9 protein-coding genes are annotated in these 12,764 nt (G+C 72.4%); 4 read left to right on the forward strand and 5 right to left on the reverse strand.

What is annotated here, in order from left to right; translation table 11 throughout:
* Window positions 1-102 precede the first annotated feature (102 nt).
* Both MXD59_RS23785 and MXD59_RS23790 read right to left on the reverse strand, forming a co-directional pair.
* Window positions 103-1,074: an aldo/keto reductase gene (locus MXD59_RS23785; protein WP_248826838.1), complete on the reverse strand. Its 972-nt coding sequence runs from the start codon at window positions 1,072-1,074 to the stop codon at window positions 103-105.
* Window positions 1,075-1,091: 17 nt separating this feature from the next.
* On the reverse strand, window positions 1,092-3,644 hold the full coding sequence (locus MXD59_RS23790) for an acyl-CoA dehydrogenase family protein (RefSeq protein WP_248826820.1): 2,553 nt from the start codon (window positions 3,642-3,644) through the stop codon (window positions 1,092-1,094).
* 153 nt (window positions 3,645-3,797) lie between these two features.
* On the opposite strand from MXD59_RS23790, the gene MXD59_RS23795 reads away from it, so the two are divergent.
* The 3 genes from MXD59_RS23795 (at window position 3,798) to MXD59_RS23805 (ending at window position 7,410) form a co-directional block, all read left to right on the forward strand.
* Complete coding sequence (locus MXD59_RS23795) at window positions 3,798-4,313, forward strand: DUF6153 family protein (RefSeq protein WP_308301774.1); 516 nt, start codon at window positions 3,798-3,800, stop codon at window positions 4,311-4,313.
* An 82-nt stretch (window positions 4,314-4,395) separates the two neighbouring features.
* Entirely contained in the window at window positions 4,396-4,950 is a 555-nt protein-coding gene (locus MXD59_RS23800) for a DUF305 domain-containing protein (RefSeq protein WP_248826821.1), read from the forward strand.
* Between the two features lie 102 nt (window positions 4,951-5,052).
* A complete protein-coding gene (locus MXD59_RS23805) occupies window positions 5,053-7,410 on the forward strand; it encodes an ArnT family glycosyltransferase (protein ID WP_248826822.1) in 2,358 nt (785 codons plus the stop codon).
* 510 nt (window positions 7,411-7,920) lie between these two features.
* On the opposite strand, the gene MXD59_RS23810 is transcribed toward MXD59_RS23805, so the two are convergent.
* Window positions 7,921-8,964: an alpha/beta fold hydrolase gene (locus tag MXD59_RS23810; protein ID WP_248826823.1), complete on the reverse strand. Its 1,044-nt coding sequence runs from the start codon at window positions 8,962-8,964 to the stop codon at window positions 7,921-7,923.
* A 453-nt stretch (window positions 8,965-9,417) separates the two neighbouring features.
* Between MXD59_RS23810 and MXD59_RS23815 the strand changes: the two genes are divergently transcribed.
* Window positions 9,418-11,370 carry an MFS transporter gene (locus tag MXD59_RS23815; RefSeq protein ID WP_308301775.1) on the forward strand — a complete coding sequence of 651 codons (1,953 nt, stop codon included), beginning with the start codon at window positions 9,418-9,420 and terminating at the stop codon, window positions 11,368-11,370.
* Between the two features lie 466 nt (window positions 11,371-11,836).
* Here MXD59_RS23815 and MXD59_RS23820 read toward each other — a convergent pair whose 3' ends face one another.
* Entirely contained in the window at window positions 11,837-11,983 is a 147-nt protein-coding gene (locus MXD59_RS23820; RefSeq protein WP_248826825.1) for a hypothetical protein, read from the reverse strand.
* Window positions 11,984-12,240: 257 nt separating this feature from the next.
* A complete protein-coding gene (locus tag MXD59_RS23825) occupies window positions 12,241-12,468 on the reverse strand; it encodes a hypothetical protein (RefSeq protein ID WP_248826826.1) in 228 nt (75 codons plus the stop codon).
* Between the last annotated feature and the right edge of the window lie 296 nt (window positions 12,469-12,764).

A 12,764-nucleotide genomic window follows, 5' to 3' on the forward strand; every position in this document is an offset into this window, starting at 1 on the left:
GGGCACGCTCAGGCCGCAGGGCGGCCTTCCCGCGCGGCCCTTCACCCCCGGCCTGAAGGCCGGAGCACTGGGCCGCAACCTGGTAGCCCCGGGGCCGCCCGGCTACTGGAAGCCGGCGGTGCGGTGGGGGGTGTAGGGGGCTTCGAGCTGCGCGATCTCGTCGGCGGTGAGGGTGACCTCCAGGGAGGCGAGCGCGTCGTCGAGGTGGGTCAGCCGGGTCGCGCCGATGATCGGCGCGGTGACGCCGGGCTGGGCCAGCAGCCAGGCCAGTGCCACCTGGGCGGGTGGGATCGCGCGGGCGGCGGCGATGTGGGCGACCTCCTCGACGATCCGGCGGTCGCCGTCGGCGTAGAGGGTGCGGCCGAACTGGTCGCTCTCGCTGCGGGCGGTGGTCTCGTCCCAGGGGCGGGTGAGCCGGCCGCGGGCCAGCGGGCTCCACGGGATCACGCCGATGCCCTGGTCGGCGCACAGCCCGAGCATCTCCCGTTCCTCCTCGCGGTAGATCAGGTTGTAATGGTTCTGCATGGAGACGAACCTGGTCCAGCCGTGGGCGTCGGCGAGGAACAACGCCTTGGCGAACTGCCACGCGTACATCGACGAGGCGCCGAGGTAGCGGGCCTTACCCGCCTTCACCACGTCGTGCAGCGCCTCGAGGGTCTCCTCGAGCGGGGTGCCCGGGTCGAACCGGTGGATCTGGTAGAGATCCACGTAGTCGGTGCCCAGCCGGCGCAGGCTCGCGTCGATCTCGGCCAGGATGACCTTGCGCGACAGCCCGCCGCCGTTGGGTCCTGGCCGCATCCGCCCGTGCACCTTCGTCGCCAGCACGATCTCGTCGCGCTGGGCGAACTCGGCGAGCGCCCGTCCGGTGATCTCCTCGCTGCTGCCGTCGGAGTAGACGTTCGCCGTGTCGAAGAACGTCACGCCGGCCTCGATCGCGGCGCGGAAGAACGGCCGGGCGGTGTCCTCGTCGAGCGTCCACTCGTGGTTGCCGCGGGCCGGGTCGCCGTAGCTCATGCAGCCCAGGCAGATCCTCGAGACATCGAGCCCCGTCGCGCCGAGCTTCACGTACTGCACGCACACCTCACAGATACTCAGTGCTGGCCGGGTTCGCGGGGCTGGCCGGGTTCGCGGGGCGGGCCGGCTTCGCGGGGCAGGCCGAGAATACGCTCGGCGATGACGTTGCGGCTGATCTCGGACGTCCCGCCGGCGATCGTGAACGCCCGACTCATCAGATAGGAACGACCCAGCTCCGCCTCCGCGCCCGTCGCGACGGCGGCGCCGGCGATCCGCACCGCCAGTTCGCTGGCCTGCTGGGCGAACTCGGCCGCCACCAGCTTGCTGACACTGCCCTCCGCGGACGGCCCCGCGCCCGCCACCGCCCGCTGCACCCGCCGCAGGTTCAGCACGTCCAGGGCCTGCGCGACCGCGAGCAGCTGCCCGGCCTCACGGGCCAACCCCAGATCGGAGGCGGCGTAGCGGGCATGCAACCCGGGCAGCCGGGCCACCGACCGGCGATCGGCCCCACTGCCCGCGCCGATCGAGACCCGTTCGTTGCCGAGCACCGCGCGGGCGACCGTCCAGCCGGCGCCGACCGGCCCGACGACGTCATCGTCCGGGACGAACACGTCGTCGAGGAAGACCTCGTTGAACAGCGCCTCGCCGGTGATCTCCCGCAACGGTCGGATCTCGACACCGTGCGCCCGCAGATCGATCGCCATCGTGGTGATGCCCCGATGCTTGGCCGCGGACGGGTCGGTCCGCACCGTCGCGAGCCCCCAGTCACAGGCATGGGCGCCGGTCGTCCACACCTTCTGCCCGTGGACGCGCCAGCCGCCCTCGACGCGTTCGGCGCGGGTGGTCACCGCGGCCGCATCCGAGCCGGCGTTCGGTTCGCTGAACAGCTGGCACCACACCAGCTCACCGCGCAGACTCGCCGGCAGCCACCGCGCGAGCTGCTCGGGCGCCCCGTGCTGGGTGATCGTCAACAGCACCCAGCCACCGATCTCCAGATCCGGGACGTCGACCCCGCCCCTGACCAGCTCCTCGTCGATCACCAGCTGCTCGACCGCCCCCGCGCCACGCCCCCACGGCGCCACCCAGTGCGGCACCAGGTAGCCGCTGTCGGCGAGCAGCCCGCGCCGTTCGCCCTCGGGCGCGGCGCGGTGGCGTGCGACGAACTCCCGCGCGTCGCGGCGATACTCCTCGGCCCGCGCCGGCAGTTCGACGGCGAACCGCCGCGTCACCCCGCCCCGCACCAGCGTCAGGACGTCCACCCGAGCGTCATCGGCCGGCCCCGCCAGCACCGCGAGCGCCGCCGATCGCCGCAGGTACAGGTGCGCGTCGTGCTCCCAGGTGAAGCCGATCCCTCCGAGCAGCTGGATGGCGAGCCGCGCGTTGTGCTCGTAGGCCGGCAACGCCAGCGCCGCCGCCACTGCCGCCGCCAGCTCCGCCTCCCCGGCCTCCCCCGCCGACGCGCCCCCCGCCGACGGGTCTCCTGCCGACGGGTCTCCCGCCGTCACCGCTGTCGCGCCCTCGAGTGCGCGGGCCGCGTCCCAGGCCGCGGCGGTGGCAAGCTCCGTCTGGACGAGCATGTTCGCCAGATGATGTTTCACCGCCTGGAAGCCGCCGATGATCCGCCCGAACTGCTCGCGGACCTTCGCGTGCTCCAGCGCCATCGTGAGCGTCGCCCGCGCCCCACCGGCCGCCTGCGCCGCGGCGAGCGTGCGCAGCACCCGTACCGCCACCGCCTGTCCGCCCCGCAACACCCCCATCGGATGCGGCGCCACCCCCCGCAACGTCAGCGACGCCAGCCCCAGCGACGGATCGAGCGCCCGCTGGGCCGCCCGCACCACCAGCCCCGGCGCGTCCGCGACCACCACGGCGAGATCATCCGCCCCCACCGGCAGCAGATGAATCCCCGCCCACACCCCGCCCAGCGCCGCCGCCACCTCCCCGTCCAGCAGCAGACCCGCCACAGCCCCCGCGCCCGCCGAACCGGCCCTGCCGCCCGCGCCGGCCGAACCGGCGACGTCCACGGTGCCGGCGGCATCGGTGGTGATGGTGGCCGCGGTGGCCAGCGAGGCGACGCGGGTACCGTCGGCAAGCCCGGGCAGCAGCGCGGCCCGCTGCTCGACGCTACCGACCGCGGCGATCACCGCCGAGGCGACGACCGTCGGCAGGAACGGTCCCCCGGCGACCTGCCCGCCGAGCCCCTCGCAGACGACCGCGAGCTCCGCCAGACCGAACCCGGACCCGCCGTACTCCGCCGGCAGATGCAACCCCAACCAGCCCAGCTCCGCCATCCGCCACCAGGACGGTTCCGCGCGGCCGCCCCCCACCGACGCCCCCACCCCGGCGCCACCCCCGGGCAGCCCGGCCCCGCCCGAAGGTTCCGCGACACCACCACCCGAAGGTCGCGCCGAACCGGCACCCGAGGGTTCCGCGGAACCGACCTCGTCCGGTGCCGCGGAACCGGACGAGGTCGGTCGCGCCGCGCGGCGCTCGCGGTAGATGTTCGGCGGACTCTCCGGCTCGGGCAGGGCGTCGAGCGCCCGCCGGGTCAACGCGCGCAGGCCCTCGGCCACGGCGACGTCCCGCACCACCTCGGCGAGCGCCCGGTGATCGTCGGAGATGGCCAGCGGCATGCGAACTCCCCTCCCCAGGACGGCTGGGCAGCCGGTCGCCGGGCGTCATCACGTGTCGTCCAGGCGCAGCAGAAAACGTAGTGCACCCGCGGAACGGCCCGCCATAACCGCACCTGCCCGGTATCACGACCGTCACTGTCCTACCCGGGTCGAGTGACGCTGGGAGCGGGGCATCATGAGCCGGTGCCCGCCCCGTCCCGACCCCCGAGCGCTCGCCGTCATGGTCCGGGCGGACGCGCGGGACTCCCCCTGGTCGTCCCCGTTCTCCTGGGCATCCTGCTCATGCACGGCGGCCTGTCCGCCCAGCCCACCGGACGACCCCCCGCCACCACCGTCGCCGCTCCCGCCGACGCCGGGCACGCCATGGCGCCCGCTCCCCCGGCCGGGCCCGCGACCCGCCACCACGGCGGGCACCCTGATCACCGCGGGCATCCTGATCACGGCGGGCACGGCGGGCATGACGGCGGGTCGCTGTGTCTGGCGTTTCTGCGGGGCGCCGGGGTGCTGTTGCTGGCGGGGCTGCTGGCCGCCGCGGTGTCACGGGCGGCCCGGTCGGCGCCGCGCCTGCCGGCGGTCGTCCTGGCGCGGACGGGGCGGTCCCCACCGTCGGGCCGGGCGGTGTCGTCCGCCGTGCCGTTGTTCACCTCGCTCTGCGTGCTGCGTCGGTAGACCGACGAATCCCGCGCGTCCCGGAAAACGGGGCCGCGCGCATTCGCCTGTGCCATGGACGTTCACCTGACGAGGAGCTCACGTGAAACGGCTCGTTCAGCTCATCGCGGCGTTGCTGGCCGCCACCGTCGTCGCCGCCTGCGGTGGCGACACCCCCGACCACAACAGTGTCGACACCCGCTTCGCCCAGGCGATGATCCCGCACCATCAGCAGGCCGTCGACATGGTCGACCTGGTGGCGACCCGCACCCAGAACACCAGGGTCAGGACCCTGGCGACCCGGATCCACGCCGCCCAGACCCCGGAGATCACCACCATGACGGGTTGGCTCGCCGACTGGTCCGAGCCCGTCCCGTCCGCCGCCAACGCCCACCAGGAGCACACCCACGGCGCCGGTCACACCGGGCCGGGAATGATGTCGGACGAGGACATGACCGCGCTCGCGAACACCTCCGGCGCGGCGTTCGACACCATGTTCCTCACCATGATGATCGACCACCACCAGGGCGCGATCGACATGGCGTCCACCGAGATCCAGGGCGGACGGTACGCCCCCGCCAAGGACCTCGCCGCACGCATCCGCACCACCCAGACCACCGAGATCGCCACGATGCGCACCCTGCTCGCCACCATCTGACCCACCGTCCAGGGGTGTCGTGGACGGCCGACGGGAAGGCTCACAGGGATCGCACAGCGGTGGCACAGGGATCTCGCAGCGCCGGGTCTGATCGTGTGGACCATGACACCAGCGCAGGCCAGCCCGCCTTCGTCCACGATCGCGCCGCACCGCGGGCCGGTGACCGAGGAGCAGCCTCTGGTCACCGGCTCGCCGCCGGCCCACCGGCACCGCCAGGTCGCCGAACCGGACGCCGACGGACGACGGCGCCACACCAGTGGCGGCGGTAGCGGTGGCGGTGGCGGTGACGGTGACGGACGGCACCGGCCGAACCTGGCCCGGCGGCTGGCACGGGGGGCGGCACGGGGGGCGGCGGACGACCCGAGCTGGGCACGTCCGGCGCTGCTGGTCCTGCTCGGGGTGACGGCGGTGCTGTACCTGTGGAACCTCAGCGCGTCCGGGTACGCGAACAGTTTCTACGCCGCGGCCACCCAGGCGGGCTCGCAGAGCTGGAAGGCGCTGCTGTTCGGCTCGCTGGACGCCGGAAACGCGATCACGGTCGACAAGCCACCGGCGTCGCTGTGGGTGTCGGGACTGTCCGCGCGGATCTTCGGGTTCTCGTCCTGGTCGGTGCTGGTGCCGCAGGCACTGGAGGGTGTGGCCGCGGTCGGGCTGCTCGCCGCGACGGTGCGGCGCACCGCCGGGGTCGGCGCGGGCCTGCTCGCCGGCGCCGCGTTCGCCCTCACCCCGGTGGCGGCGCTGATGTTCCGGTTCGACAATCCGGACGCGCTGCTCGTGCTGCTGCTGGTCGGCGCCGCCTACGCGACGGTGCGGGCCCTCGATCGGGCGAGCTGGCACTGGCTCACCGTGGCCGGGACCTGCCTCGGGTTCGCGTTCCTCACCAAGCTCGCGCAGGCGTTCCTGATCGTGCCGGCTCTGGGACTGGCCTACCTGATCGCCGCGCCGACCGGACTTCGCCGGCGGCTGCTGCACCTGCTGGCCGGACTCGGCGCGATCATCGTGTCCGCCGGATGGTACGTGGCCCTGGTCGACCTGTGGCCGGCCGGTTCGCGTCCCTACATCGGCGGGTCGACGAACAACAGCCTCTGGCAGCTCGCGCTCGGCTACAACGGTCTCGGACGGATCTTCGGTGCCACCGCCGGCTCCGGCTCCGGTGGCGGCGGTGGCGGTGGTGGTGGTGGCGGCGGGATGGGCGGCTCGTTCGGTGGGCCAACCGGCATCACCCGGCTGTTCGCCGAGCGGATGGGCGGGGAGATCTCCTGGCTGCTGCCCGCCGCGCTGATCGCCCTGGTCGCCGGCCTGTGGGCGACCAGGCGCGCGCCGCGCACCGACGCCCACCGGGCCGGACTGCTGCTCTGGGGTGGCTGGCTCCTGGTCAGCGGCCTGGTGTTCAGCTACATGAGCGGAATCATTCACCCGTACTACACCGCCGCCCTCGCCCCCGCGATCGCAGCCCTGGCCGCCGGCGTCGGGGTCGCCCTGTGGCGCCTCCGCGACCGCCGTTCGGCCCGGATCGCGCTCGCCGCGATGGTCGCCGTCACCGGTGTCTGGAACTACGTCCTGCTGGACCGGGTGTCCACCTGGCTGCCCGCACTACGCTGGATCATCCCGATCGGCTGCCTGCTGGTGGCCGTCGCCCTGGCCGTCGGCGCGGCCGGACGTCCCACCCCCGGCCGCCCCGGGCGCCTCGCCGTCGTCCTCGCCCTGGCCACCGTGCTCGGCCTGGGCGCCGGCAGCACCGCCTACACCCTGGCCACCGTCTCCCAGGCCCATACCGGCTCCACCCCCTCCGCCGGCCCCGCGGCCGCGTCATCCATGGGCGGCGGCTTCGGCGGCGGCATGCGCGGCAATGCCCCCGGCCAACCCCCCTCCGGCACCGCCGGCCCCACCACCACCACCGGCACGTCCACCACCACCGACACCACTGGCGCCACCTCCGCTACCGGCACCACCGGCGCCTCCTCCACCACCGGCACGTCCACCACCGGCACGTCCACCACCGGCAGCACCGGCACGATGTCCGCGGCCGGCGCCGCCTCGTCCACGACGGGTACGACGTCCACCGACGGAGCGAGGCCGGCGGGTGGCGGCATGGGCGGTGGGCAGAGCACGAACGCGGAGTTGGTCGCGCTGCTGTCGAAGTCGACGACGATCTGGGCCGCGGCCACCTCCGGCGCGACGATCGCCGCGGAACTGGAACTGGCCAGCGGACAGTCCGTGATCGCCATCGGCGGCTGGGACGGCAGTGACCCGGCGCCCACCCTCGCCCAGTTCCAGCAGTGGGTGACCGAGGGCCGCATCCACTACTTCATCTCCGGTGGCGGCATGGGCGGTGGGATGGGCGGCAACAGTTCGACCTCGACCGCCTCCCAGATCGCGACCTGGGTCGCCGCCCATTACACCGCCACCACCGTCGGCAGCCAGACCGTCTACGACCTCACCGCCCTCGCCACCATCTAGACGCCACCTCCCGCCCAACGCACACCCCCACCCCGACCCGCACCCGACCCCGCCGCCGACGCCGACTCCGCCCGCAGCACCGCATATCGGCCCCAGTCCGCACCGGATTCGCTTCCGGCCGGACCGGGGCCGATTCCGTTCCGCCACGCCGACGCACCCGCGCCCGCGCTTCTCCTCGGCGGAGACGACAGTGGCAGGACGCGACAGCCTTCGTCCGTCAAGGCCCGCAATCTCGGCCGAAGTGACGGTCCGTAAGGATGTCAGTGCCTGTCGCTAGGCTGGAGGCTTCGCCGTCGACACCGGGGCGTCCCGCCATCAGGGCACGTTGGGCACGATCAGCATCGAATCCCACACCAAGAGTGAGGAGCACCCGCAAAACGGGGCAAAAATTCTCGCTCACCGTGCATAGCTGCCCATTGTTGCCACTTAGCTGGCTAAGTTCTGCGAAGAGACGCTCTCGAGCGTTTTGCCCTCACCGTCCGTGAATGCCCTCACTGTCCGTGCAAACCATTACCGTCCGCGAAAGCCCTCACTGCTGGTGGCGACTTTCCCATCCGCGACCGGGGCGGCGTCCTTGGCGTCCGCGAGCCCGGCGAACGAGCGGATGAGGCCGGCGAGCTCGAGAGGCTGGTCGCTCTGCACCGCATGGCCGGCGCCCCCCACCACCGTGTCCCGCAGGGACGGAACCCGACGCCGGAACTCGGCGACATCACTGTCGTGGACGAACCTCGAGTCACCACCGCGAACCAGCAGCGTCGGAGCGCAGATAAGGCTGACGTCGTCCCACAGCGGGCGCAGGTCGGACTGGTCGCGGCGACCCTCCCCGCCAGCTGGCAGCGCGCCCGGCGCGGGAGCGCGCGGGGCGAACAGGTCATAGCGCCAGCCCCATCGGCCGTCCGGCAACCGGCGGGCGTTGTGCCGGACCCCGCGGCGCACCGCGGCGGCCGGACGGTTCGGGCTCAACGCCACGGCGCCGGCGGCCATCTCCTCGAACGAGTCGAACGTCGGCGGGCCGCTGATCAGCGCGACGGCCCCGAGATCCGCGCCCTTCGGCAGCCGCTCGGGGTCGGTGACCTGCGGGGTCACGTCGACGATCACGATGCGCCGGCACAGCTGCGCGAAGGTCGCCGCCAGCCGGATCAGTGTGGCACCACCCAGTGACATCCCGACCACCACGGCCGCCGCGGGCGCGACCGCCGGCAGCACCGCCCCGAGCGCCTCCGCGTTGCTCCACGGACCGTAGTCACGATCGTCGCGCCAGGACGAGCGTCCATGCCCCAGCAGGTCGAACGCCACCGCCGGGCGCCCGAGCACGAGCGCGACCGAATCCCAGGTGTGCGCGTTCTGACCGCCACCGTGCAGAAAGACGATCTCCGGATCGGCCCGTCCCCACCGCAGGTAGCTCAGCCGGCCACCCTCGGGCAGATCGGCGTAGCGGCGGCTGAGGTCCGGACGACCGGCGAACGGCAGGCCCAGTTCCTCGGCGTTCTCATGCAGGAGGCCGAACTCGTCGTAGTCGTCCGCACCCAGTGTGCTCTCGACATCGGTGGCCACGGTGCCCCGCTCTCTCGAGGATCGTTGCGACTCTTCTCCTACCTTTGTCACCACTTTTACGTCGACAACCGCGTCCCGAGTCGAACTTCGCCGGGAAATCAGGCGCGGCGGGCCGAAACAACGACGCGGGGACGCGGGACGTTCACGCTCGGCGCACGGACCGGCGACGGTGACACCCGGCGGGTCCGAACCGCCGTCCGCACCCTTGTGAGACGAGCTGACGTACGCCGTACGACCAGTCCTTAGTTGTGAGACAGTAAATTTCGGCTGCGACGCGCCGCGGCAACCGCCGCCGCCCGTACGCACACCGGCAGGAGGCCCCCGCCGAACCCCGAGCGGCCGTACAACGACCGCTGGTGTCCTCGGCATGCCTCGGTCACCGCCAGGCGGGATCGACCCGCGCTCGGCTGGTGATCTCCGCAGGTCACGCTGTGATGGGAGGGACGGTCCGCTATGTCCACGGCCGCGACCGCAGGACCAGGATCACCGGGCTCGGGGTCACCGGGCTCGGGGTCACCGGGCTCGGGGTCACCGGGCTCGGGGTCACCGGGCTCGGGGTCACCGGGCTCGGGATCCTCAGGCTCGGGGTACCGGTGGGTCGTCCTGTCGAACACGACGATCGGCGTGCTGCTGGCGACGGTGAACAGCTCCATCGTCATCATCTCGCTGCCGGCGATCTTCCGTGGCATCCACCTGGACCCGCTCACCCCGGGCAACGTCAGCTACCTGCTGTGGCTGCTCATGGGGTACATGCTGGTCTCCGCCGTCCTGGTGGTGACGCTGGGCCGCCTGGGCGACATGTACGGCCGGGTCCGCATCTACAACGCGGGGTTCGCGTTGTTCACCGTCTCGGCGATCGGGTTGACGCTCACCCCGCTGCAGGGGGCGGGCGGCGCGCTGTGGCTGATCGGCTTCCGGGTGATCGAGGGGATCGGCGGCGCGATGCTGCTGGCGAACTCGACCGCGATCCTCACCGACGCGTTCCCCGCCGACCAGCGCGGGATGGCCATGGGCATCAACCAGGTGGCGGCGCTCGCCGGGTCGTTCATCGGGCTGGTCGCGGGCGGTCTGCTCTCCGAGTGGAACTGGCGGGCGGTGTTCTGGGTCAGCGTCCCGATCAGCGTGGTCGGCACGATCTGGTCGTACCGCAGCCTGCGTGACACCGGACGCCGCGTCGCCGCCCGCATCGACTGGTGGGGCAACATCACGTTCGCGGTCGGGCTGACCGCGCTGCTGGCCGGGGTCACCTACGGCATCCAGCCCTACGGTGGGCACGACATGGGCTGGACGAGTCCGAAGGTGCTCGGGGCGCTCATCGGCGGGGCGGCGCTGCTGGCGCTGTTCGTCGCGGTCGAGCGGCGGGTGGCACAGCCGATGTTCGACCTGACGCTGTTTCGCAACCGGGCCTTCGCCGCCGGCAACGCGACGACCCTGCTGTTCGCGGTCTCCCGCGGCGGCATGCAGTTCATGCTGATCATCTGGCTGCAGGGCATCTGGCTGCCGCTGCACGGCTACGACTTCATCGACACCCCGCTGTGGGCGGGCATCTACATGCTGCCGCTGACCGTCGGGTTCCTGATCGCGGGGCCGGCCTCGGGCTTTTTGTCGGACCGCTTCGGCGCCCGCGCGTTCGCCACCGGCGGGATGCTGATCGTCGCCGGCACGTTCGTGGGTCTGCTGCTGCTGCCCACCGACTTCAGCTATCCGGTGTTCGCGCTGCTGCTGCTGCTCAACGGCATCGGTTCGGGCCTGTTCTCCGCGCCGAACACGACGGCGGTGATGAACGTCGTGCCACCGGCGGCGCGCGGCGGGGCGTCCGGAATGCGCGGAACGTTCATGAACTCCGGCCAGGTGCTGTCGATCGGCCTGTTCTTCTCCCTGATGATCGCGGGGCTCGCCGCCTCGCTGCCCGCCTCGTTGCGCGACGGACTGTCCGCCCGCGGTCTGCCCGCCGACGTCGTGAACCGGGTCGCCGAACTGCCACCGGTCGGCAGCCTGTTCGCCGCGTTCCTCGGCTACAACCCGATGCAGAACCTGCTCGGTGACGACACCCTGAGCCGACTTCCCGCGGCGGACGCCCAGGAGGTCACCGGACGGGAGTTCTTCCCCCATCTGATCGCCGGACCGTTCCACCACGGTCTGGTCATCGCGTTCACCCTGGCGACCGTCATGGCGGTCATCGGCGCGTTCGCCTCCCTGCTGCGTGGCACCCGCGTCATCGACCCGGATTCCGACGCGGACCAGACCGCCGAGACACTGGCCACCCAGACGTTGGCCACCCAGACGTTGGCCACCCAGACGTTGGCCACCGCGCCGAACACACCCGTGAACGACGTCGACCCGGCCAGCTCACCGCCACCCCGGGAATCCGCGGACAGCACCAGCGATGCCGCGGTCAGCACATAGCCAGGCGGGCGTCTTCAGCCCACGGGCGGCCAGAGCATCAACGAGTGGCCAACCACGTGCGGCGTCCGGTGCCGCGAGCGTCCGCCGGCACTGGACGCCGGACACCTCAGATGCGACACTGCGCCGCCGTCACCGAGCCACCCCTCAGGACGGCAACAATCCGTCCGCATTAGCCGAGGGTCGTGACCGGTCCGGACGGCGAATGGCACGCAACGAAGGTCACAACACCATCTGTCTCATCTCGCAATGAACACCCAACCACCGGGTGTCCGATCATCCGTGGGCCGCGCGACCGACCGTCTGGGCGCATTTCCGCGCGCCGCGGCGGACCGCTCACCGCACATTCATGACTCCCGCGGCAACCTCGGTCGATCATAAGGTCGCTGTCAGCCGCCACCGCCGGACGGAACTTCAAGAGGCCGCACGGCACTGACGACCGCCCGACGCGGGGGCCAACCGGCGGCCATCAGGTGGCCGGCGGGCCACCAGCGGATGACCGTCGGGTGGCCACCGGGCCCATCGGCGGCCCCGCGGCCAGCCATCCCGCCCGCCAGGCCGGCCGCGGGGTGGGCCGGGGGAAGCCGAGCGTGGGGACACGTTCGGGGGCCTTCATGGTCACTTCGTGCCATCGAACCGGCGGCCTCCGGCTCCCCCCGAAAGTCCGAAAAGGTGCTGGTACGAGACCACTTTCCGGGCGGTGCAACGAACCCGGTCGGGCGCTGGCGCCGGTGGGTCGCGCCGCGGCCGGGCCGCCAGGAACGGCCCCGGCGGCGGGCCGCGGCGGCGCCCGCGCGGGCGCCGGAACCCACGCTCACCCTGGCCACGGGCCGCCAGCGGCCGGGGCCGGACACCGGTGACCGACCCCGGCGCTCAGCCTCGGACGGACATCGGCGCCACGCCCTTGCCGGGCGGCCGGTTAGGCACGATCCGGTAGCGCCCGACCTCGTAGCGCGACTGCGCGTGCCCTTCCGCCAACGCCTCAGTGACCCAACCCACCACCGTCTCAACCGGCAGACCGGCCTCATCGAGGACCACAATCGCGAAGCCGGGCGACGATGCGTAACGAGGGACGAACCAGTGCCGGCCCGGGTGGCGCACCGGCAGGCCCCTCGGGGGTACCCGAACGGGTATGGCCCGGGGGGCACCTCCGGTGGGTGGTCCGAATGTTGGCTCAACGTCGGGTTGGTGTCGATAGCGGGACCAAGGTCCCGTGTAGCTGGCACTGTGCGCAGGATTCGGCGGTATGTCCCCCCCATCCCGGGTAGTCCGCGGCGGTGCGGGGGCCTGAACCTGGCAGTCCGCAGTTGGGTGTGTGGTGTGGGCAACCTTCTCAACCGCGAGGGGCACCGAGAGAGTGCTCGGTATTCCTGCCGAAGGGCTCGGCGGCGTCATGC

This window comes from Frankia umida (assembly GCF_023242945.1).
Classification (GTDB): domain Bacteria; phylum Actinomycetota; class Actinomycetes; order Frankiales; family Frankiaceae; genus Frankia; species Frankia umida.